Source organism: Promicromonospora vindobonensis (assembly GCF_042685865.1).
Classification (GTDB): domain Bacteria; phylum Actinomycetota; class Actinomycetes; order Actinomycetales; family Cellulomonadaceae; genus Promicromonospora; species Promicromonospora vindobonensis.
In genome coordinates, this window is sequence record NZ_JBHUOG010000002.1 from 1348513 (window position 1) to 1370013 (window position 21501).

The 21501-nt window shown below is 72.1% G+C and carries 17 protein-coding genes; 13 read left to right on the forward strand and 4 right to left on the reverse strand.

Annotation, left to right across the window (positions count from 1 at the left end; translation table 11 throughout):
* The first annotated feature begins 7 nt into the window (after positions 1 to 7).
* Positions 8 to 1159 carry a sialidase family protein gene (locus ACFS27_RS19325; RefSeq protein ID WP_377186068.1) on the forward strand — a complete coding sequence of 384 codons (1152 nt, stop codon included), beginning with the start codon at positions 8 to 10 and terminating at the stop codon, positions 1157 to 1159.
* 102 nt (positions 1160 to 1261) lie between these two features.
* Here the strand turns inward: ACFS27_RS19325 and ACFS27_RS19330 are convergent, their stop codons facing one another.
* Positions 1262 to 2332 carry a LacI family DNA-binding transcriptional regulator gene (locus ACFS27_RS19330; protein WP_377186070.1) on the reverse strand — a complete coding sequence of 357 codons (1071 nt, stop codon included), beginning with the start codon at positions 2330 to 2332 and terminating at the stop codon, positions 1262 to 1264.
* 140 nt (positions 2333 to 2472) lie between these two features.
* On the opposite strand from ACFS27_RS19330, the gene ACFS27_RS19335 reads away from it, so the two are divergent.
* The 7 genes from ACFS27_RS19335 to ACFS27_RS19365 all read left to right on the forward strand — a co-directional run bounded on the left by ACFS27_RS19335 (position 2473) and on the right by ACFS27_RS19365 (position 10769).
* Positions 2473 to 3714 carry an amino acid ABC transporter substrate-binding protein gene (locus tag ACFS27_RS19335; protein ID WP_377186072.1) on the forward strand — a complete coding sequence of 414 codons (1242 nt, stop codon included), beginning with the start codon at positions 2473 to 2475 and terminating at the stop codon, positions 3712 to 3714.
* 4 nt (positions 3715 to 3718) lie between these two features.
* Positions 3719 to 4603, forward strand: a complete 885-nt coding sequence (locus ACFS27_RS19340; protein ID WP_377186074.1) for a branched-chain amino acid ABC transporter permease — start codon at positions 3719 to 3721, stop codon at positions 4601 to 4603.
* Positions 4604 to 4712: 109 nt separating this feature from the next.
* Complete coding sequence (locus ACFS27_RS19345) at positions 4713 to 5690, forward strand: branched-chain amino acid ABC transporter permease (protein ID WP_377186076.1); 978 nt, start codon at positions 4713 to 4715, stop codon at positions 5688 to 5690.
* On the forward strand, positions 5687 to 6454 hold the full coding sequence (locus ACFS27_RS19350) for an ABC transporter ATP-binding protein (protein WP_377186078.1): 768 nt from the start codon (positions 5687 to 5689) through the stop codon (positions 6452 to 6454). The genes ACFS27_RS19345 and ACFS27_RS19350 overlap by 4 nt, the downstream gene beginning before the upstream one ends.
* Entirely contained in the window at positions 6444 to 7232 is a 789-nt protein-coding gene (locus ACFS27_RS19355; RefSeq protein ID WP_377186080.1) for an ABC transporter ATP-binding protein, read from the forward strand. Before ACFS27_RS19350 ends, ACFS27_RS19355 begins: the two co-directional genes overlap by 11 nt.
* A 104-nt stretch (positions 7233 to 7336) precedes the next feature.
* Complete coding sequence (locus ACFS27_RS19360; protein WP_377186082.1) at positions 7337 to 8335, forward strand: ThuA domain-containing protein; 999 nt, start codon at positions 7337 to 7339, stop codon at positions 8333 to 8335.
* A gap of 91 nt (positions 8336 to 8426) precedes the next feature.
* Positions 8427 to 10769 carry a PQQ-dependent sugar dehydrogenase gene (locus ACFS27_RS19365; RefSeq protein ID WP_377186084.1) on the forward strand — a complete coding sequence of 781 codons (2343 nt, stop codon included), beginning with the start codon at positions 8427 to 8429 and terminating at the stop codon, positions 10767 to 10769.
* A 43-nt stretch (positions 10770 to 10812) separates the two neighbouring features.
* Here ACFS27_RS19365 and ACFS27_RS19370 read toward each other — a convergent pair whose 3' ends face one another.
* A complete protein-coding gene (locus tag ACFS27_RS19370) occupies positions 10813 to 11673 on the reverse strand; it encodes a phosphotransferase enzyme family protein (RefSeq protein WP_377191092.1) in 861 nt (286 codons plus the stop codon).
* A gap of 124 nt (positions 11674 to 11797) precedes the next feature.
* Here ACFS27_RS19370 and ACFS27_RS19375 point away from each other — a divergent pair, with 124 nt between their 5' ends.
* Positions 11798 to 13567 (forward strand): ABC transporter ATP-binding protein, encoded by a 1770-nt coding sequence (locus tag ACFS27_RS19375; protein WP_377186086.1) that lies wholly within the window; start codon positions 11798 to 11800, stop codon positions 13565 to 13567.
* Positions 13568 to 13574: 7 nt separating this feature from the next.
* On the opposite strand, the gene treZ is transcribed toward ACFS27_RS19375, so the two are convergent.
* Together treZ and treY are read right to left on the reverse strand one after the other, a co-directional pair.
* Positions 13575 to 15404 carry a malto-oligosyltrehalose trehalohydrolase gene (gene treZ / locus ACFS27_RS19380; protein ID WP_377186088.1) on the reverse strand — a complete coding sequence of 610 codons (1830 nt, stop codon included), beginning with the start codon at positions 15402 to 15404 and terminating at the stop codon, positions 13575 to 13577.
* Positions 15401 to 17947, reverse strand: a complete 2547-nt coding sequence (treY, locus tag ACFS27_RS19385) for a malto-oligosyltrehalose synthase (RefSeq protein WP_377186090.1) — start codon at positions 17945 to 17947, stop codon at positions 15401 to 15403. The genes treZ and treY overlap by 4 nt, the downstream gene beginning before the upstream one ends.
* 175 nt (positions 17948 to 18122) lie before the next feature.
* Between treY and ACFS27_RS19390 the strand changes: the two genes are divergently transcribed.
* From ACFS27_RS19390 to ACFS27_RS19405, 4 genes are all read left to right on the forward strand, one after another.
* Entirely contained in the window at positions 18123 to 18827 is a 705-nt protein-coding gene (locus ACFS27_RS19390) for a VanZ family protein (RefSeq protein WP_377186092.1), read from the forward strand.
* Between the two features lie 9 nt (positions 18828 to 18836).
* Complete coding sequence (locus tag ACFS27_RS19395; RefSeq protein WP_377186094.1) at positions 18837 to 19580, forward strand: response regulator transcription factor; 744 nt, start codon at positions 18837 to 18839, stop codon at positions 19578 to 19580.
* On the forward strand, positions 19573 to 20700 hold the full coding sequence (locus ACFS27_RS19400; protein ID WP_377186096.1) for a sensor histidine kinase: 1128 nt from the start codon (positions 19573 to 19575) through the stop codon (positions 20698 to 20700). Before ACFS27_RS19395 ends, ACFS27_RS19400 begins: the two co-directional genes overlap by 8 nt.
* A gap of 102 nt (positions 20701 to 20802) precedes the next feature.
* Positions 20803 to 21453: a M15 family metallopeptidase gene (locus ACFS27_RS19405; RefSeq protein ID WP_377186098.1), complete on the forward strand. Its 651-nt coding sequence runs from the start codon at positions 20803 to 20805 to the stop codon at positions 21451 to 21453.
* Positions 21454 to 21501 lie beyond the last annotated feature (48 nt).

Below are 21501 nucleotides of genomic sequence, written 5' to 3' on the forward strand. Positions count from 1 at the left end.
TGACGGGATGGAGAGCAAGATGCTCTTCGGGGACGCACAGGCCGGAGCGGCGTCCATTCCCAAGCCGAGCGGGGACGGCAACTACCACACGTGCCGCATCCCCTCGATCCTCGCGATCCCAGGGACCAACGTGGTCATCGCGATCGTGGAGGGCCGACCGAACGGCAATCTTGATGCCAGCGGGAACTTCAATCTGCTGATCCGCCGGTCGACCGACTCCGGGCTGACGTGGAGCGTCGCGACCGAGCTCGCCGGGGCAACCCTCTATGCCTGGACGAACCCCACCCTGGTTCACGACGGAACGACGGGCCGGCTGTACTGCTTCATGCTGCGTCGGCAGCCGGGCTCGGCCTACCAGGACGACCCCAAGGTCTTTCTGGCGACTTCGGACAACAACGGCGCCACCTGGACCACCCCGGTAGTGCGCAACGATCTGAACCGCCGGTCCGAGAACGGCACCCCGACCAACGACTTCATCGGCCCCGGCAACGGTATCCAGCGCGCCGACGGCACCCTCGTCGTCCCCGCGCGCGGGCGTCTGATCATCAAGGAGCCAGGTGGTGACTGGGCCGGGCATCGCATCCCGAACGGGCTTGCCGGTGGACCGTACGGCGAGGGGACGGTCGCGGAGCGCCCCGACGGGCAGCTGATCCTGAACTATCGCGCCCTCGACTCGGAGGTCCTGAACGGCGGCACCTTTCCGAACACACGTCGGATCGCCATCGGGAATCCCGGGGACTGGCAGCGGTTCGGCCAGGAGTACTGGCGCGCCCAGATCATCGACCCCGGTGCCCACGCTGCCCAGATCTCCCACACCATCAATGGCGACCGGCACCTCATCCACCTGAACTCCGCTAGCCAGCAGGACAACAATCGCTACCAGATGAAGCTGCGCGCTAGCATCGACGGCGGCGAGACGTGGCCCAACGCCTACGAGCGGTTGCTGAGCGACGACCCTCTGGCGAGCGAAGGAAACCGGGTCGGCGACCTGCGTGAGGGCGGCTACTCGGCATTGACATCTACCGGTAGCGGCATCGTTCTCGCGCTGGTCGAGGCACGCCGGGTCCAGACCGCCAACCCGACGATCAGCCAGCTCAACAGATCGCCCTGCGCCGTGGTGCTCCGACGGTTCGCTCCGAGCTGGCTCGTCCCAGCCTGACGCACGGCACCTGAGGACAGTGTTGCTGTGAGTAGACAGCGCCTACTCACAGCAACACACCCACGATTCGTGGTGTCTCCGTGCCGATTCCAGCCGAACGCGTCAGCCCCACGCGCGCCCCGCGTCAACCCCGGACGTTCGACCCCGCGCCCGCGCCGTCGAGGCCCGCACCATCAGCTGCTGCTCCGCCGTCCTGCGCCGGGCGCGCGCGGCCCGCGGCAGCAGCGCGAGCTCGAGCGCCTGGCGCCCCATCTCCTTCATCGGCAGGTGCACCGTCGTCAGCGCGGGCGACAGGTGGCCGGCGACGCTGACGTCGTCGAACCCGGTGACCGACACGTCACCGGGAACCGCGATGCCCCGCTCCCCCAGCACCGACAGCACGCCGACGGCCATGTCGTCGTTGAGCGCGAGGATCGCCGTGACGTCCGGATGCTCGTCGAGGATGCGCCGGGCAGCCTCCTTGCCACCGTCGAGCGTGAACTCCGCTTCGACCACGGGCAGGTCGCGCAGCGTCAGGCCGTACGCGCCGAGCGCCTGCTCGACGCCGGCGAGCCGGTCGGCCATCGTCGCCAGTCCCCGCGCCCCGGCCGTGACACCGATGCGCCGGTGCCCGAGCCGGAGCAGGTGCTCGGCGATCGCGCGGCCGCCCTCGACGTTGGCAGGCACCACGGCGTCGACCCCGAGCTGGGGATGCCGCCCGATCACGGCGACGCGCCCGCCGGCCGCCTCGAAGCCCTGCACCTCGCCCTTCATCCGTGCCTGGATGTCGCGGTCCAGATGCCCGGACCCGGCAACGACGATGATCCCGACGCGGGCGTTCACGAGCGCCCGCAGCTGCGCCACCTCGGTGAACGGGTCCCGGCCGGTATGACAGATCTGCACCATGCGCCCGTGCGTGCTCGCGACCTCCAGCACGCCGCTGGCGATCTCGGCGAAGTACGGGTCGCCGATCTCGTGCACCACGAGCCCCACCCCCGGGCTGGCGCCGCTTGCGAGTGACCGCGCGTGCACGTTCGCCACGTAGCCCAGGTCCGCTGCCACGGTGCGCACGCGTTCGGCCAGTGCCTCGGACACCCCGGCCGCCCCGGAGAGGGCGCGCGAGGCGGTGGCGATCGACACGCCTGCCTGGTCGGCGACATCGATCAGGCGCAGCCCGGCGGTGTGCTTCGGCATGAGGCCTCCTCGCCACGGATGGTGCACGGAACTGATGGATCAGAACTTATGGATCAGGCCAAGACCCTTGTCACCAAGGGTCCCAGGTTCCTAGAGTGCCGTAAGCGGTTACGGAAGCGCTTGCCACAAAGGAGTGGACCATGAGAGCAACCCGACGCCTGACGGTAGCGGCTGTCGCCGCCACCACGGCGCTGACCCTGTCCGCCTGCCTGGCGAGCCCCAACCAGGGCGACGACCCGGGCGGGGAGTCCGCAGGCCCCGACGACCCGATAGTCATCGGCGTCTCCCTGCCCCTGACCGGTGACTTCGCCGAGCCGGGCAAGGGCGTGCAGCGCGGCTACGAGGCCTGGGCAGCCCACGTGAACGAGAACGGCGGGCTACTGGGCCGCCAGGTGGAGCTCATCATCGTCGACGACCAGTCCAACGCCGACCGGGTCGCCTCCGACTACGAGCGCCTGATCAACCAGGACGGCGTCGACCTGGTCTTCGGGCCGTTCTCGACCCGGCTGGTGGTGCCTGCCGCACAGGTCGCCCAGGACTACGGGTTCCTCTTCGTGGAACCGGCCGGTGCCGCCGCCGAGGTGTTCGAGCAGGGCTTCGACAACCTGTTCTACGCCGCGCCCGCCATCGCCGACGACCACTACAACCACCTCGCCGAACACATCCTCGCCCTGCCGGAGGACGAACGGCCCGAGACGATCGCCGTCGCCTCCATGGACGACCCGTTCGCCCAGGGCACCGCCTACGGCCTGCGTGACGCGCTGGCCGCCGAGGGCATCGAGGTGGTGGTCGACGAGGTCTACCCGCCGAACACCACGGACTTCAGCGGCATCGCGGCGAAGATCGCGGACTCCGAGGCCGACCTGCTCGTCGTCGGGTCGCAGTACCAGGACGGCGTCAACCTCGTCGTCGCGCTGCAGCAGCAGGGCTACCAGCCCGAGATGGCCGCGATCTCCGGCGCCCCCACGAACGCCGAGTTCCCTGCCGCCATCGGCGACAAGACGGAGGGCATCCTCGCGCCGACCGGCTACACGCCCGATGCCCCGTACCCCTCGAACGAGGAGTTCGTAGCGGCGTACACGGAGGAGCACGGCGCCGAGCCCGCGGAGGACGAGGCGAACGCCTGGACCACCGGCCAGGTGGTGGCCGCTGCGGTCGAGGCCGTCGGCTGCGCCGACGCGTCGCCCGAGTGCCAGCAGCAGCTCATCGACTGGCTGCACGAGAACGAGGTCGAGACCGTGGTCGGCCCGCTGAGCTGGGACGCGCAGGGCCGCCCGCAGAGCGCGCACCTGATCCAGCAGTACGTCGACGGCGAGATCACGATCGTGCTGCCGGACGACGTCAAGGAAGCCGACCTCGTCCACCCGAAGCCCGAGTGGTGATCGCATGACCGGTGCCCTGTTCGCGCAGAGCCTGGTGCTGGGCATCCTCCTGGGTGGGCTGTACGCCCTCCTGGCCGCCGGCCTGACGCTGTACTTCGGCGTCATGCGGGTGGTCATGATCGCCCACTCCGCGTTCCTGATCCTCGCCGCCTACCTCGCCTGGTACTTCCACGAGCGCTCGGGGCTCGACCCGCTCCTGTCCCTCGTCATCACGGTGCCCCTGTTCTTCGTGGTCGGGTACGGCATGCAGCGGTTCCTGGTGTCGCGGCTGCGGCCCATCAGCCTCACCACCATGTCGGTACTGCTGACCTTCGCCGTGGCGCTGACCATCGAGGGCCTGCTCGGCTTCGTGTGGACAGGGACGCAGCGCCGGATACAGCTCGAGTACTCCGGGGCGAGCGTCGAGGTGGCCGGCGTGAGCATCGCCGTCGTCAAGCTGATCGCGTTCGCGCTCGCCGCGGTGTCGCTCGGGGCGCTGTACCTGATCCTGCGCAAGACCTCCTTCGGCCGGGCGCTGCGGGCCACCACCCAGCACCCTGAGGCCGCGCGGCTGATCGGCATCGACACCGACCGGGTGGCCGGCCTCGGGTTCGGGCTGGGCCTTGCGACGGCCGCCGTCGGCGGTACGGCGCTCGCGCTCGACTACACGATCTACCCGTCGCTGCACTGGCACTGGATCGGGCCGCTGATGGCGATCATCGTCGTCGGCGGGCTGGGCAGCATCCCGGGGGCCGCGACAGCGGCCATGCTGCTCGGCGTGGCCGCGAGCCTGCTGCAGGTACCGCTCGGCACGACCTGGGCCCAGACCGTGTTCTACCTGGCCCTGTTCGTGACCCTCATGATCCGCCCGCAGGGATTCTTCGGAGGTCGCCTTGCCCAGAGATTCTGAGCCGACGACGTCGGCTCCCCCACCACCGGCGCCAACACCGGCACCAGCGCCGCCGGCGAAGCGGCGCGACCTCGCGCGGTGGGCCCGGATCACGGGTCTGCTCGCCCTCGTGGCATTCGTCCTCTTGTTCCCCTCCCTCGCGGCAGACCCGTTCATCCTGTCGGTCGGCGTGGTGATCCTGAGCTACGCGGTGCTCGCGACGTCGTGGAACCTGGTGGGCGGGTTCACGGGCTACATCTCGCTGGGGCACGCCGCCTACTCGGGGCTCGGCGGGTACGCGACGGCGCTCCTGATCCTCCGCACCGGGCTCGACCCGTGGCTCGCGCTGATCGCGGGCGGCCTGATCGTTGCCGTCATCGCGGTTCCCGTCGGCATCGCGTCGCTGCGCGTGCGGGGCGCGTCCTTCGTGATCGCGTCCATCGCGCTGGTGCTCATCGTGCAGCTCGTGTTCCAGAGCTGGCACACGTTCACCGGCGGCTCGAACGGGCTGCGGGTGCCGCGGCCGTTCGGCACCGACGTGCTGCGGCCCGAGCAGCACGAACGCTTCTTCTACCTGCACGCGGTGCTCCTCGCGCTCGCGCTGCTGACCTGGTGGCTCATCGAGCGCTCCCGGCTCGGCGCCGGGCTCAAGGCCATCAGGGAGGACGAGGACAAGGCGCAGGCGCTCGGCGTGCCGACCTTCGCCTACAAGCTCACCGCGCTCGTGGTGAGCGCGTTCTTCACGGCGCTGGGCGGCGGGTTGTACGCGCTCTGGTTCGGCTACCTGGACCCGATCTTCCAGTTCTCGATCCTGATCGGCAGCTACATGGTGCTCATGTCGCTGCTCGGCGGCGTGCGCAGCCTGTTCGGCCCGCTGCTGGGGGCCGTCGTCGTCGGCTACGCCGTCGAGGTGTTCAAGTCCCAGTACGGCGACACGCAGCTCCACCTGGTCGCCACGGGTGTGCTGCTCGGCCTGGTCGTCCTGTTCATGCCCGACGGCGTCATCCCCGCCCTCACCTCGGCCCTGAACCGGCGCCGTCAGGCGGCGTCGATCCGCGAGGTGAGCGCGGAGGAGCTGGCGAACCAGCGCGAGGAGGCGGCCCGATGACCGGTTCGACGAGCAGCTCGACGAGCAGCGAGACGGGCTCCGTCACGACGCGGGACCTGACCAAGTCGTTCGGCGGCGTCCGCGCGATCGACGGCGCCTCCGTCGCCTTCCACGAGGGCGAGATCAACGCCCTGATCGGCCCCAACGGCTCCGGCAAGACGACGTTCTTCAACTGCGTCACCGGCATGATCCGGCCCGACAGCGGCACCGTGTCCTACCGGGACCGGGACGTGACCGGGCTGGCACCGCACCGCATCGCGCGGTCCGGGATCGGCCGCAGCTTCCAGCTCTGCCGCATCTTCCCGCGGCTCACGGTGCTGGAGAACATGCTGGTCGCCGTGCAGCCGCACGGGCTGCTGCAGCGCCTGCGCGGCTCGCGCAACCCCGCCGACATCGCGCACGCCCGCGAGCTGCTGTCCCGGGTCGGCATCGACCACCTCGAGCAGTCAGAGGCCCGCGACATCTCCTACGGCCAGCAGAAGCTGCTCGAGCTCGCCGGGGTGCTCATGGGCGACCCCCACACGATCATGCTCGACGAGCCCGCCGGCGGGGTGAACCCCGCGCTGGTCGACCGCATCGCCGACCTCGTGCGCGAGCTCAACGCCGAGGGCCGCACCTTCATCATCGTGGAGCACAACATGGAGCTGGTCATGGGTCTGAGCGACCACGTCGTCGTGTTCGACCGGGGCCGGCCCATCGCGCAGGGCACCCCCGCCGTCGTGCAGGACGACCCCCACGTCCTGGAGGCATACCTTGGCGTCTGAACCGACCACCGGACCGCCCACCGGACCGGCACCCGCGCCCGCGGCCGAACCCCTGCTCCGCCTGGTCGACGTCCAGGCCGGCTACGGCCGCGCTGCCCTGGTGCTGCGCGGGCTGTCCGTCACCGTCGCGCCGTCCAGCGTGGTCTGCCTCGTGGGCCCGAACGGTGCGGGCAAGTCGACGGTGCTCAAGGTCGCCAGCGGTCTGCTGACGCCGCGCGCCGGCCAGGTGGTGGTCGACGGCGTCGACGTCACCGGGCGCACCCCGCAGCAGCTCCTGGCCGCAGGCCTGTCCCACGTGCCGCAGGGGCACAGCGTCTTCCCCGAGATGACGGTCGCGGAGAACGTGCTGCTCGGCGCCTACACCGTGCACGACCGTTCGGTGATCGCCGAGCGCACCGACTTCGTCACGGAGCTGTTCCCGCTGGTCGGCGAGCGCTGGGCCGCCCTGGCGGGCGCGCTGTCGGGCGGGCAGCAGAAGCAGGTCGAGTTCGCCCGCTCGCTCATGGTGCGGCCCAAGGTGGTGCTCCTGGACGAGCCGTCCATGGGGCTCGACCCCAAGGCGACGGCGATCGTGTTCGAGCAGGTGCAGCGCATGCGCGACGCCGGGACGGCCGTGCTGCTCGTGGAGCAGAACGCGCGGCGTGCGCTGGAGGCGGCCGACGTCGGCTGTGTGCTGGACCTGGGCACCGTGCACATCACGGGCCCGGCCCCCACCCTCCTCGCTGACCCCCGTCTGGCCCAGCTCTACCTGGGCGGCCGCCCGAAGGAGGTGCCGTAACCCTTGCTTGTGGGCGCGATCATTGCGCCTATAACGGACGCGTAGCCGCAACCATCGCGCCCACAGCACACAGCTTTCCGGTGGCAGTTCAAAGGAGAACCGTCATGTCGCTCAGAACCATGCTCGGAAAGTCGCTCGGCGGTGCGGGACAGGTCGTGCTCGGCCTCGCCATCCTGGCCGCACTGCTGGCCGGTCTGCACCTCGCGCCGACGGCACGGAGCGGGCCGCCGTCGGCCCCGGACCGCCAGAACACGTACCAGGACAAGCTCGCCGACTACGGCGTCTGCCGGGGCACCGACCCGGCCTGCTACAACGACTGGGACCTGCCGCGGGCCGACGACGGCGTCGTGCGCGTGCTGGTCCTCACCGCGACGGGCAGCTCCCGGCACGCGCACCTCGGGCCGCTCCTGCCCGCCGGGCTGAACCCGCCGCTCACGTCCGCGCACGTCGCACAGAACGCGGTGGTCCGCTGGGGCCAGGAGCACGGGTTCGACGTCGACTGGACCGAGGACGTGCGCCAGCTCGACGCCCCGGCCAAGCTCGCGCCGTACGACGCCGTCGTGTTCCTCAGCAACTCCCGCACCATGCTCGACGACGCGTCCCAGACGGCGCTGCTCCAGTACGTCCGGTCGGGCGGCGGCTTCGTCGCTGTCCACAACACGCTCGGCGCGATGTACCACTGGCCGTGGTTCCAGGGCCTGCTCGGCGGGACCCACTTCTACGACCACGGGCCGCACCGCGACGGGCAGGTCGTGACCGTCGACCGGCGCGACGCCTCGACGCGCGACCTGCCCCGCCGGTGGGACTTCCGCGACGAGTGGTACCACCTCGAGCCGTTCCCCACGGGCGTGCGGTTCCTGGCCGAGGTGGACACCGGAACCATCGGTGACCACACGGGGTTCAACGGGCACCCCGGGCACGAGGACGACCATCCCGTGTCGTGGTGCCAGTACTACGACGGCGGCCGCGCGTGGATCACCACGCTCGGCCACGACCCGGCGGCCTGGACAGAGGACTCGGCGCTCGCGGGTGCCGGGTCGTTCGAGGCACACGTGGTGGGCGGGATCCTCGGTGCGGCCGGGGCACGACCGTTCTGCCGGTGACGCCGGGGGTCTCGACAGGCTCGACCGACGAGGGCCGGGCTCGACCGACAGCTGCACTCCGCAATGACGACGACGACATTCAGGAGGCACCATGAGCAAGCGACGATGGCGGTCGGCGGTGGCCGCGGTGGCGATCACCGCTACCGCGCTGGCCGGGCTGACCACGGCGACCATGACGATGGCGACGACGACCGCGGCGGCCGAACCCGGCCCGATCGCCGACCCGGCTCCGGAGGAGATCCAGTCCACGCTGGGCCTCGTGCTGGAGGAGTACGCCCAGTTCCCCAAGACCGAACCCATCCCTGCGCCCACCGACCGGCGGCTGATGCGGCACGCCCGCATCAACGGGCTCGGCGAGCTGCCCGACGGGTCGGGCCGCACCTACGTACCGGACCTCAACGGCCCCCTCTACCTCGTCGAGGACGGCGAGCCGCAGGTCTACCTCGACGTCGCGGCGGAGTTCGCGCCGGAGTTCTTCTCGGGGCGCGGCATGGGCAGCGGGTTCGGGTTCGCGACGTTCCACCCGGACTTCGAGGACAACGGCACCTTCTACACGGTGCACACGGAGCGTCCCGGCAACGCGGGGCCGCCGCCGGACCCCACGACGTACCCGCCGCAGAACCCGACGTTCCTGCACTCCGTGGTGACCGAGTGGGTGGCGGACGACCCGGCCGCCGACAGGTTCTCGGGGACGAGCCGTGAGGTGCTGCGCCTCGGCTTCGCCGGCCAGATCCACGCGATCCAGCAGATCGACTTCAACCCGACGGCGCGGCCAGGGGCGGAGGACTACGGCCTGCTCTACCTCGCCGTGGGCGACGGCGGCCGTGGCGTCGGGACCGGTATCCCGCAGGACATGGGCACACCGGCGGGCAAGATCCTGCGCATCGACCCGGCCGGGAACGACGGGCCGGGCGGAACGTACGGGATCCCGCCGTCGAACCCGTTCGTCGGGACGCCCGGTGCGCTGGGCGAGATCTATGCCGTCGGCATGCGCGACCCGCACCGGTTCAGCTGGGACAAGCAGGGTAGGCGCGGCGACACCCGCATGTTCCTCGGCCACATCGGCGAGCACGCGATCGAGGCCGTCTACGACGTGCAGGCGGGCGACAACTTCGGCTGGGGCGACCGCGAGGGCAAGTACGTCTTCGACCCGGCCGACCGCTGCAACCTCTACCCCCTCCCGGAGAACGACGCCGAGCTCGGCTTCACCTACCCGGTCGTGGCGTACGATCACGACCCGCCGCCCGGCTGGCCGTGCACGTCGGACAGCGGCTACGCGATCAGCGGCGGGTTCGTGTACCGCGGGCACGACCTGCCGGCCCTTGACGGCAAGTACCTGTTCACCGACCTGGTCGAAGGGCGGGTGTTCTTCGCCAAGGAGTCACAGATGCGGCGCGGCGGGCCGGAGGCGCAGATGTACGAGCTCGCGCTCTACGACACCGACGGCACCCGCAAGCGGATGCCCGACTTCACCGGCGACGAGCGGGCCGACCTGCGCATGGGCCGCGACCGCGCGGGCGACCTCTACCTGGTCGCCAAGGCGAACGGGAAGATCTGGAAGGTGGTCGACACGATCAGCGCGCCCGTGCCGCGGGACGTCACCCGCTCGCTCGAGCCGAACCAGGTGAGCCTGTACGACTTCGAGCACCCGTTCCAGCAGGACGGTGCGGTGGAGATCGACCGCGGCGCGTCCCGCACCTACCTGAACCTGGTCAACGGCGGCGAGGGCATGCGCGTGGCCGACGGCGCCCACCCGGGCAGCAACAACTCCATCCAGCTCAAGCAGGTGAACCCGTCGGCCGCCGGCAACGACGACTGGAAGGCGGGCATGTTCGACGCCGACGGGGTGGACACCTTGTCCGCCCTGAACGGCGTGGACGGGATCACGGTGATGGGCTGGGTCAAGATGACCGGCCAGAACCCGAGCCCGAACACCACCACCGCCAACCCGGACGACCTCTACAACGCCATCGGCCTGGCGGGTGTGCTCAGCGGCGACTCGGACGGGCACGGCGTGCGGGCGCTCCTGGAGATCATCCAGGTGGACGGCGAGCTCCGGCTCGTCGCGCTCGGCCGGCGGGTCGACGGCGGCGCGTCGCAGACCTTCGCCGCACACGAGGACTGGCGCACCCTGCTGCCGCAGGACGAGTGGGTGCACCTGGCCGCGACGTTCGACTACACAGAAGGAAAGATGGCGCTGTACCGCAACGGTGAGCGCGTGCCGGGCTTCTACGTGGTCGACGGCGACCCGTGGCAGGTGGACGGTTCGGGCTCCTCGGCGACGACGCCCCGCGGGATCAAGATCGGCGGCAGCTTCCCGCAGGACACGCAGGAGCGGAACCCGTGCAACTGCAGCATGGACACGATCCAGCTGTTCGACCGCGCGGCCACGGGATGGGAGGTGGCGGCCCAGTACCGCCAGATGACCCGCTGACTGTGACTGTGACTGTGACTGTGACCGAGGGTGGCCGGCGTTCCTACGGTTCGTCCGGCCGCCCGATCACCGTGTCGAGCGTCGGCCACGGAGGCCCCTCCCGCAGCACGCGGAGGAGCTCCTCCCCGAACTGCCTCCCGTCGGGGAACTGGTCGCCGGCATCCCAGCGCCACGCGGCGACCATCGCGAGGACGAGCTGCCTGCACTCGTCCAGCAGCCCGTGGTCGACGCCGGGGTAGTGCGCGCAGACCGCCTCGGGAACGTGTGCGAGGTCGAACTCGACGGGCCCGCGGCAGCACGTCTCGAGGTCGATGAACAGTGGACCGTCCTCCGTGCCGAGCACGTTACCCGGATGCGGCTCGCCGTGGACCAGCTGCTCCGCGGCGCCGCGGTCCGCGATCGCCCGTCGCAGGCGTGCCAGCCTGCCGCCGAGGAACGCGCGGTCCGCGTCGGCGAGCTCCGGCGAACGTTCCGGGTCGGCGACGATCTCTTCCGCCTCGGTGACCCGGTCCGTGAACCGCGGGCTCGGCAGATCGACCGTGCGCATGCCGGCGTGCAGCTGCTCCAGCGCCCTGGCGTAGTCGACCGGTGCGAGGTGCGGCGTCACGGGCTCGTAGTAGGTCCACAGCGTCACCGCAAAGCCGTCGCGCGTGTACACCTGCGCGCCCGCCCGCGGTTCCGACCGCCCTGCCGGGCTTCCGGCGTCGGCGAGCCGCTGGGCGAGGTCGACCTCGAACCGGGCGACCTCCTGCCCCACGGGGGCGACCCGGGCGACGACGTCGCACGGCGTCAGCCGCAGCGCCAGCTTGTTCGAGTTGTGGAGGACTACCGCGTCCTCCACCAGCAGGTCGAGCGACACGGCGACCGAGGTCGCAGCCTCGATCGCACGCGTGACGTCGGTCATCTTCACCGTCGAAGCGTGCCACGGACCAGCAAGGACAATTTCGCCGTCGGTGTCGCGGGCAGGATCGGCACCCGGCGCCGGCCCACCGGAGCACCTGGTCCCGTAGCGGCATAGCATGTGCGCCATGGCTGCCGAGAAAGCGCTTACCTCCGAGATCCGCATCGACAGCTCGCGACCCGCCCGGTCGATCCTGCGCCTCCTCGCCCGGCGCCCGGGCCGGATGTCGCTGGCGATCGGGGCGTTCACGCTCAAAGAGATCCCGATGTGGTTCCTGCCGGTCGTCACGGCGTCCGTCATCGACATCGTGGCCACGGGCGGCCCCGTGCGCGACGTCCTGATCTGGTTCGCGATCGCTGCCGCCCTGCTGCTGCAGAACTTCCCGAACCACCTCGTCTACACGCGCAACTTCATGACGGTGGTGCGCGACACGGGCGCCGGCCTGCGCAACGCGCTCGCCGCGCGCCTGCAGAGCCTGTCGATCGGCTACCACACGCGGGCGAGCTCGTCCGTGGTGCAGTCCAAGGTGGTGCGTGACGTCGAGAACATCGAGGTCATGCTCCAGCAGGTCACGCACCCCCTGCTCTCGTCGCTCATGGTGCTCGCCGGGGCCCTGACCATGACCGCCGTCAAGGTCCCCGAGTTCCTGCCCGTGTACCTGCTGGCCGTGCCGCTCGCGCTCGGCATGCGCTGGGCGACGGCGCGCCGGTCCCGCGACCGCAACGAGCACTTCCGCCGAGAGGTCGAGGGCTTCGCCTCCCGGGTGGGCGAGATGGCCTCGCTCATCCCGATCACCCGTGCCCACGGCCTGGAGCAGACGGCGGTCACGCGCCTGGCCGCCGGGGCCGACGGCGTGCGCCGCGCCGGCCTGCACCTCGACATGCTCAACGGCCGCGTCGCGTCGCTGTCGTGGGTGACGATGCAGCTGCTCGGCGTCACGTGCCTCGCGCTCGCCGCGATCTTCTCCCTGACGGGCTTCCTGCCGGTCACGCCCGGCGAGGTGGTGCTGCTGTCGAGCTACTTCACGCTGCTCACCCAGGGCCTGACCCAGCTGCTCATGCTCATCCCGGTCACGGCGCGCGGCATGGAGTCCGTGCGCTCGATCGCCGAGGTGCTGGAGGAGCCCGACCTCGAGGAGAACGCGGGCCGCCGCACCGTCGACGTCGTCGAGGGCGAGCTCACGCTGGACCACGTGCACCACCGCTACCCGGGCTCCGACGACGACGCCCTGCACGACGTGACGCTCACCGTCCCGGCGGGCGAGACCGTCGCGTTCGTCGGCTCGTCCGGGTCGGGAAAGTCGACGCTGCTGAACCTGGTGCTCGGCTTCATCCGCCCGACGTCGGGGCGCGTGCTGGTCGACGGCGCCGACGCCCAGGAGCTCGACCTGCGCACCGTGCGCAGCCATGTCTCGGTGGTGCCGCAGGAGTCGGTGCTGTTCGAGGGCACCATCCGCGACAACGTCACCTACGGGCTCCCGGACGCGCCCGACGACGTCGTGCGTGCCGCGCTCCGGGACGCCAACGCGCTGGACTTCGTGGACGCGCAGCCGCAGGGGTGGGACACCGTCGTCGGCGAGCGCGGGGCCCGGCTGTCGGGCGGCCAGCGGCAGCGCATCGCGATCGCCCGCGCCCTGGTGCGCGACCCGCGCATCCTGCTGCTCGACGAGGCCACCAGCGCCCTGGACACCGAGTCGGAGACGCTGGTGAAGGAGGCGCTCAGCCGCCTGATGGCGGGGCGCACCACCCTCGTCGTCGCGCACCGGCTCTCCACCATCCGGCAGGCCGACCGCATCGTCGTGCTGGAGCACGGCCGCATCGTGGAGCAGGGCACGCACGACGCCCTGGTCGCGCGTGGTGGCCGGTACGCGACCCTGCACGCCACCCAGGCGAGCTGACTCCCGACTACCCGCCGCCCGCGTCCTGCCGCAGCACGACGACGCCCGGTCCCGGCACCGTCACCGTGGTCGCGCCAGGGAGGCCCTCCGTCCGCGCCGAGCCGGTCCCGAGCAGCACCGCGGAGTCGAGCACGAGCCGCGGTGGCCCGCCGTCGTGCTCGACCACCACCTCCACCGGCCCCTCCCGCAGCGCCAGCACCACGTCGACCCGGCCACCGCCATCGACCGCACCGCGCGTGAGCACGACCGCCCTGTCCTCGAGCCGCACCGTCGTGACCCGCCGCTCCCCCGACACGACCGCCGGCTCGGTGTGCCGGAGCCGGACCAGCGCCTGGTACAGGTCGAGCATCCGGCGCCCGCGTGCGGAGCGGGCCTCCGCCCAGTCGAGCCGGGACGCCTCGAACGTCTCGCGTGCCTGGGGGTCCGGCACCTCGACGTCGGCCCCGTACAGCTCGGCCCAGCCGTGGCCACCGAACTCCTCGGCGCGGCCGCGCGAGACCGCCGCGGCGAGGTCCGGCTCCTCGTGGTCCGAGAAGTACAGGAACGGCGTGGTCGCGCCCCACTCCTCGCCCATGAACAGCATCGGCGTGAACGGCCCGAGCAGCACCGCCGCCGCGCTCACCGCGAGCGCCCCGGGCTCGAGCACGCGGGAGGGCCGGTCGCCGAGCGCCCGGTTGCCGACCTGGTCATGGTTCTGGGAGCAGACGACGAAGCGGCGTCGGTCGAGGTCGGGCGGCACGGGCGCGCCCCAGGGCCGGTCGCGGAAGGTGGACCGGCCGCCGTCGTGCACGAAGGCGTCGGTGAGGGCCTTGGCGAGCGTCTCGGGGGCGCCGAAGTCGACGTAGTAGCCCTGCCGCTCGCCGGTGAGGAGGGCGTGCAGCGCGTGGTGGACGTCGTCGGCCCACTGGGCGGTCATACCGTGCCCGGGGCGGCCCTCGAACGTCTCGCCGGTGGGCGTGACGGTGCGGGGGTCGTTGGCGTCGGACTCGGCGACGAGCGAGAGCGGTCGTCCGATCTCGTGGGCGAGCGCCGCGACGGCGTCGGCCAGCTCGGCCAGCAGGTGTCGTGGCGAGTCGTCGACGAGCGCGTGGACGGCGTCGAGGCGCAGCGCGTCGACGTGGAAGTCGCGGAACCACCGCAGCGCCTTGTCGATGACGAAGGCCCGGACCTCGGCGGAGCCGTCGCCGTCGAGGTTCACGGCGGCGCCCCACGGCGTGTGGTGCCGGTCCGTGAAGTAGGGGCCGAACTCGGCGAGATAGTTGCCGGACGGGCCGAGGTGGTTGTCGACGACGTCCAGGCAGACGGCGAGCCCGCGGGCGTGCGCGGCGTCCACGAAGCGCTGCAGGGCGGCCGGGCCGCCGTAGGGCTCGTGCACGGCCCAGAGTGCGACGCCGTCGTAGCCCCAGCCGTGCTCCCCGCCGAACGCGGCGACCGGCATGAGCTCGACGACGTCGACGCCGAGGTCGACCAGGTGGTCCAGGCGGCCGATGACGGCGTCAAGGGTGCCCTCCGGCGTGAAGGTGCCGACGTGCAGCTCGTAGGTGACGGCGCCGAGCACGTCGCGGCCGGGCCAGGCGGCGTCGGTCCAGGGGTGGGCCGCGGCGTCGAACGTGCGCGACGGGCCGTGCACGCCCGACGGCTGCCGGGGGCTGCGTGGGTCGGGGCGCGGCGGGCCGCCGTCGAGCGAGAACGCGTAGTCGGTGCCCGGGGGCACGGGGCGCGGTGACGCCCACCAGCCGCCGTCGTAGGCGGTCATGGGTTCCGTGGTGCCGACGGCCGGGAGGACGAGGTCGACGCGGGCCGCGCGCGGTGCCCAGACGCGCGGTGGCGCGGTCACGCGGTCGCTCCGTCCGCCGTCGCCCGGCCCCCGGGGGCAGGACCGGCGGGTTCCGCGACGAGCAGGGCGACGGGCCAGGAGCCGAGCAGCTCGCCGAGGAGCGCGGCGCCGCCGTCGACGGGCGAGCCAGTGAGCACGGACCGCCACGCCTCGCCCGCGTTCGGCTCTGGCAGCACGACCGTCGCCTCTGCCAGGCCGGGCGCGTCACCGAGCCGTGTCGCGACGACCGCGACCCGCGGACCTGCCGCGTCCGTCCGGGCGAACGCCAGCGCGCGGCCCGTGGTCACGGGCAACGGGTCGTAGCCCGCGTCCTCGCCGACGAACGCGCCGGGGTGGGTCCGCCTGACGCGCAGCGCGGCGGCCGTGAGCGCCAGCTTCTCCTCGGCGAGGCCCGACGGGGCGCGGCCCGCGTCGAGCGCGGCGAGCGTGGCAGCGAGCGCCTCCAGGTCGACGGGGCGCCGGTTGTCGGGGTCGACCAGGGAGGTCCCCGTGACCTCGGTGCCCTGGTAGACGTCGGCGACGCCGGGCAGGGTGAGCTGGAGCAGCTTGGTCGCGAGCACCGAGCGCCGGACGGTGGGCGCCACCTGCCCGACCCACTCGGTAAACCCTGCGACGACGTCCGGGTGGGTGAGCAGGTCGGTCGCGTACCGCACCAGGCCCTCCTCGCGGGTCTCGTCCGGTGCGGTCCAGGTGGTCCATGCCTTCTGCTCGCGCGCCGCCTTGACGAGGTACGCGGTGAGGCGGTCGGCCTCGATCGGGCCCGCCTCGGTCCAGGTGCCCGCGAGCGTCTGCCAGAGCAGGTTCTCGGTGCGGCCGTCGAGGTCGGCGGGGCGCGCGGCCGTGGTGGCCTCGCGCAGGCGCCGCACGAGCGTGGTCCAGGCGTCCGTGTGCGCGGCGAGCGCCCCGGTGCGCGAGCGCACGTCCTCGCCGCGCTTGGTGTCGTGCGTCGAGCCGGCGGTCATGGTCGCGGGCCACGACTCGGCGGTGCGTCGCGCATGCTCGTGGACCTCGTCGGGCCCGACGCCGAAGCGGCCCGGCGCCCCGCCGACCTCGCACAGGCTCACCAGGTGCGTCCACCTGTAGTACGCGGTGTCCTCGACGCCCTTGGCCATGACGGCGCCGCACACCTGCTGGAACCGGACCACGAGCTCGGCCCGCCGGTCCTCGTCCTGGCGCCCCGCCGATCCGGCCTCCCGCCCGAGGACCAGGTCGACGACGAGGTCCAGCGTGTCGTGGCGCTCCGGGTCGAGCCGGGAGCCGGCGACGTCGGCCGCCTCGCGCACGACGCGCTCGGCCGCAGGCGGCGGCGCCGCTCCCGGCACCACGTAGGCGCGGTACCGGCCGAACGCGACGACCAGCTCGACGACGCAGTCCTGCAGGGAGCGGAACGTGTGGTCGCGCAGCCGCACGTCCTCGCGGCAGATGTCGGCGAGCATGGTGGTCAGGAGGTGGGTCTCCGCGTACAGCGACGTCTCGACGATCTGCCGCTTGGCCTGCTCGACGACGTCGTCGAGGGTGGTGTGCTCACCGGTCACCTCGTGCATCAGGCGTGCGAGCGGGGCGCCGCCGTCGGGGTCGACCTGCAGGGCGTGCAGCCGCCACGCCGTGTCGTAGCCCGTGGTCCCGGCGACGGGCCAGTCGTCGGGCAGCTCCTCGTCCTCCTCGAGGATCTTCTCTGCCGCGACCCACGCCCCGCCGGTCGCCTCCCCCAGCCGTCGCAGGTAGCCGCGGGGGTCGGCCAGCCCGTCGGGGTGGTCGATCCGGAACCCGTCGACCACGCCAGCGTGGAAGAGCTCGAGCAGCAGCGCGTGCGTGGCGTCGAAGACGTGCTCGTCCTCGACGCGGATGCCCGCGAGGGAGCCGACGTCGAAGAAGCGCCGGTAGTTGAGCTCCTCGTCGGCCACGCGCCAGTACGCGAGCCGGTAGTGCTGGCGGCCCACCAGCTCCGCGAGCGGCAGGTGCTCCGTCTCGGGCCGGACGGGGAACAGGTGGTCGTAGTAGCGCAGGACGGGCTGCTCCTCGCCGCTCCCGGCGCTGCCGTCACCGGGCACGACGGTGTGGTCGAGCACCAGCTCCCCCGCGGCGAGCACCGTCCCGACCCGTGCGCCCAGCACCGGCATGAGCAGCCCCCCACCCTCGGCGAGCTCGACGTCGAACCAGCTCGCGTACGGCGAGTCGGGCCCGTGCTTCAGCACGGACCACAGGGCGCGGTTGTGCCAGGCCGGTGTCGGGACCGCCATGTGGTTCGGGACGACGTCGAGGACGACGCCCATCCCCCGCGTGTGCGCAGCGGCCGCGAGCCGTTCCAGCCCTTCCCGGCCGCCGATCGTCTCGCTGATCCGGGTGTGGTCGACGACGTCGTACCCGTGCGTGGACCCCGGCGCCGCCTGCAGGACCGGCGAGAGATACAGGTCAGTGACCCCGAGCGTGTCGAGGTACGGCAGCACCTTCTCGGCATCCGCGAACGTCAGGCCGGGCCCGAGCTGCAGGCGATAGGTGCTCACCAGGGTGCGGCGGCCCGGTCCGGGGAGATGGGAATGCACTGTGCCTCCGTCGCTCGGTGGTCCGTCGGCCTACACGGTAGGCGGGATGAGCCGCGCTCGCCCGGAGGTCACGCCGGGAGGCTCAGCGCCCCGGCCCTGCACCACATCCCGCGTATCGTCGGCGTATCGAAAACCACATACGCCACCGCAACAGGCCACGCCCTTCACTCGCGGTATGAGCCACGACGCGCCACCGGCAGAGCCTGCCCCCACCGCCCGCTGGCCCGTGCTTGCCGGCCTGGCGGTCCTCGGTCTGGCGATCGTCCTGTTCTTCCCGGTCGGGATGGTGCTGCGGATGCTGTCCGTGCCGCTGCGCACGGCGGACTGGCAGACCTGGGTCGGCACGTTCAACGGCATCGCCCTCCTCACGCTCGCCGCGCTGCCGGTGGCCGCGCTCGTGGCGTGGGCGCTCGCCCGACGCCGCCGTCGCACCCTCGGCACGACGGCGGCGTGGCGAAGGTCGCTGGCCGAGGTCGGCACCGTCTACGGGACGGTGCCGTGGGTGTGGGTCACGATGCTGCCCGGCAGCGGGGCCGGCGTCGTCCCCGGACGGCTGAGCCTGGTCCCGCTGCAGGACCTGGTCACGATGGGAACCGGCGGGATCATCGGCAACCTGCTGGTGTTCGCGGCCCTCGGGGCGCTCGCCCCGCTGCGGTTCGCGGCGCTGCGGTCGGTGCCACGGGTGCTGGCGCTCGCGGCGGGCTGCTCGGTCCTGATCGAGGTCACGCAGTACGTCCTGCGACTGGACCGCGTGTCCTCGGTGGACGACGTGCTGCTCAACGCCGCCGGCGCCGGGCTGGCCGCGCTGGTCTCCCGCCCCTGGTGGCGATCGCTGCCCCGGGCGGCCGGGACCGGGCCGCGCGCGGCACCCGCGACCTAGGCTGCACGTATGCGCGTGCTGATCGTGGAGGACGAGCCCTACCTGGCCGAAGCCGTCCGGGACGGACTACGGCTGGAGGCCATCGCCGCCGACATCGCCGGCGACGGCGACTCCGCCCTGGAGCTCCTGAGCATCAACTCCTACGACCTCGCGGTCCTCGACCGCGACATCCCCGGGCCGTCCGGCGACGAGGTCGCCCGGCGCATCGTCGCGTCCGGCAGCGGCATCCCGATCCTCATGCTGACCGCCGCCGACCGGATCGACGACAAGGCCTCCGGGTTCGAGCTCGGCGCCGACGACTACCTCACCAAGCCGTTCGAGCTCCGCGAGCTCGTCCTCCGCCTGCGGGCGCTCGACCGCAGGCGCGCGCACGCCCGGCCCCCGGTCAGCGAGATCGCAGGGCTCCGGCTGGACCCATTCCGCCGGGAGGTCTACCGGGACGGCCGCTACGTCGCGCTGACCAGGAAGCAGTTCGCCGTGCTCGAGGTGCTCGTCGCGGCGGAGGGCGGCGTGGTCAGCGCGGAGGAGCTGCTGGAGCGGGCGTGGGACGAGAACGCGGACCCCTTCACCAACGCCGTGCGCATCACGGTCTCGGCGCTGCGCAAACGGCTCGGCGAACCCTGGATCATCGCCACGGTGCCCGGCGTCGGCTACCGCATCGACACCGGGCCTGGCGACGGGCCTGGCAACGGGCACGGCGACGGGCACGGCGACGTGCCGAGCAGCGGGCGTGCGGGCGCGGACCGTGGATAGAGAGCCCGGGACGAGCGTCCGCCTCAAGCTCGCCCTCAGCTACGCCGGGTTCCTCCTGGTCGCCGGCGTCCTGCTGCTCGCGGTGGTGTGGGTGTTCCTGCTGCGCTACGTGCCCGAGCAGATCTACACCCCGGGTGGCTCGGTACCCGGCGGCCTCGGCTCCGTGTTCATCCCCAACCAGGGCGACCTGGAGCGCGCCTTCTTCCCGCGGGCGCTGGTCGCGCTGGCGTTGCTGCTGGTGTTCGGGCTCCTGGGCGGGTGGCTCCTCGCCGGACGCATGCTCAGCCCGCTGCGGCGCATCACTCATGCCGCACGCCTGGCCACCGACGGATCGCTGTCCCACCGGATCCAGCTCGAGGGACCCGAGGACGAGTTCCGCGAGCTGGCCGACACGTTCGACGCCATGCTGGCGCGGCTCGAGGCACACATCGCAGAACAGCAGAGATTCGCCGCCAACGCCTCCCACGAGCTACGCACGCCGCTGGCGATCACCCAGACCCTTCTCGAGGTCGCCCACAACGATCCGGGTCGCGACGCCGGCGAGCTGGTCGACCGCCTCCGGTACGTCAACACCCGGGCGATCGACCTCACCGAGGCGCTGCTCGTGCTCAGCCGCGCCGATCAGCGGTCCTTCGTCCGGGAACACGTCGACCTGTCCCTCATCGCGGAGGAGGCAACCGAGACGCTCCTCCCCCTGGCGGAGAAACGCGGCCTCACCATCGAGACCTCCGGGGACGTCGCGCCCGCCGCCGGCTCGTACGCGCTCCTGCTGCAGCTGACCACCAACCTCGTCCACAACGCGATAGTCCACAACCTCCCCGAGCAGGGCAGCGTGCTGGTCACGACCGGCGTCCGCCCCGGGACGGTGGTGCTCACCGTCGAGAACACCGGCGAGAAGCTCCCGCCACAGCTGGTCACGACGCTCACCGAACCGTTCCAGCGCGGCGCCGAGCGCATCCGCGGCGACCACGCGGGTGTCGGCCTCGGCCTGGCGATCGTCAAGAGCATCACCACGGCGCACGACGGCACCCTCACCCTCGCTCCCCGGCCCGACGGCGGGCTCCGGGTCACGGTGCTTCTGCCCACCCCGCACGTCCCGGGAGCCGTTCCGCAGCCGTGACGGTGCCCGCCTGGTGTATCGCCCGGTGTATCGGGCGGTGTATCGGGCGTGTATCGAGAAACGGAGACGTCCCGGCAACGCCCTCCGCGATGGGCTGGGGACATGACCCGACAGGACTTCACCCAGCTCCCCCCTGCACACGCGGGTGCCTCCGCCCGCCGACGCTCCAGCCCTCGCAGGACTCCGGCCGTGCTCGCGGTGGCCGCCGTGCTGCTGGCCGCCCTCTTCGGCATCTATCCCCTGCTCGACCGCGCCGACTCGCCGGTGGTCCAGGCGGTCGACGACGCGCTGGCCCAGGGCTCCGCGTCGTCCGGCCCGACCGGCGTGGACGGCGGCGAGATACCCGACGGCGCCGCGACGCTCGACGACGACCTGCCCGCGATCACCGGGCTCGACCCTGCGCTCGCCGACGCCGTCCGCCAGGCCGCTGCCGACGCGGCGGCCGACGACATCGACTTCTGGATCACGAGCGGCTGGCGCAGCCCCGCCTACCAGCAGGAGCTGCTCGACCAGGCGGTCCGGAAGCACGGCGGCCTCGAGGAGGCTCGGAAGGTCGTCGCAACGCCCGAGAAGTCGGCGCACGTCAGCGGCGAGGCCGTCGACATCGGGCCGACCGAGGGCGACTACTGGTTGATTCAGCACGGCACCGACTACGGGCTGTGCCAGGTGTACTCGAACGAGATCTGGCACTTCGAGCTCCTGACGGAGCCGGGCGGCACGTGCCCGCCGATGCTCGACGGCGCGGCCGGGTGACCTTCCGGCCGGGAGACCTGCCGGCCGGGTGACCTTCCTGCCGGCCGC

Excerpts from the sequence above, each read along its gene's own strand:
- ACFS27_RS19325 (WP_377186068.1), top strand. The coding sequence starts at position 8 with ATGGAGAGCAAGATGCTCTTCGGGGACGCACAGGCCGGAGCGGCGTCC.
- ACFS27_RS19330 (WP_377186070.1), bottom strand. The coding sequence starts at position 2,332 with ATGCCGAAGCACACCGCCGGGCTGCGCCTGATCGATGTCGCCGACCAG.
- ACFS27_RS19335 (WP_377186072.1), top strand. The coding sequence starts at position 2,473 with ATGAGAGCAACCCGACGCCTGACGGTAGCGGCTGTCGCCGCCACCACG.
- ACFS27_RS19340 (WP_377186074.1), top strand. The coding sequence starts at position 3,719 with ATGACCGGTGCCCTGTTCGCGCAGAGCCTGGTGCTGGGCATCCTCCTG.
- ACFS27_RS19350 (WP_377186078.1), top strand. The coding sequence starts at position 5,687 with ATGACCGGTTCGACGAGCAGCTCGACGAGCAGCGAGACGGGCTCCGTC.
- ACFS27_RS19360 (WP_377186082.1), top strand. The coding sequence starts at position 7,337 with ATGTCGCTCAGAACCATGCTCGGAAAGTCGCTCGGCGGTGCGGGACAG.
- ACFS27_RS19365 (WP_377186084.1), top strand. The coding sequence starts at position 8,427 with ATGAGCAAGCGACGATGGCGGTCGGCGGTGGCCGCGGTGGCGATCACC.
- ACFS27_RS19370 (WP_377191092.1), bottom strand. The coding sequence starts at position 11,673 with ATGACCGACGTCACGCGTGCGATCGAGGCTGCGACCTCGGTCGCCGTG.
- ACFS27_RS19375 (WP_377186086.1), top strand. The coding sequence starts at position 11,798 with ATGGCTGCCGAGAAAGCGCTTACCTCCGAGATCCGCATCGACAGCTCG.
- ACFS27_RS19390 (WP_377186092.1), top strand. The coding sequence starts at position 18,123 with ATGAGCCACGACGCGCCACCGGCAGAGCCTGCCCCCACCGCCCGCTGG.
- ACFS27_RS19395 (WP_377186094.1), top strand. The coding sequence starts at position 18,837 with ATGCGCGTGCTGATCGTGGAGGACGAGCCCTACCTGGCCGAAGCCGTC.
- ACFS27_RS19405 (WP_377186098.1), top strand. The coding sequence starts at position 20,803 with ATGACCCGACAGGACTTCACCCAGCTCCCCCCTGCACACGCGGGTGCC.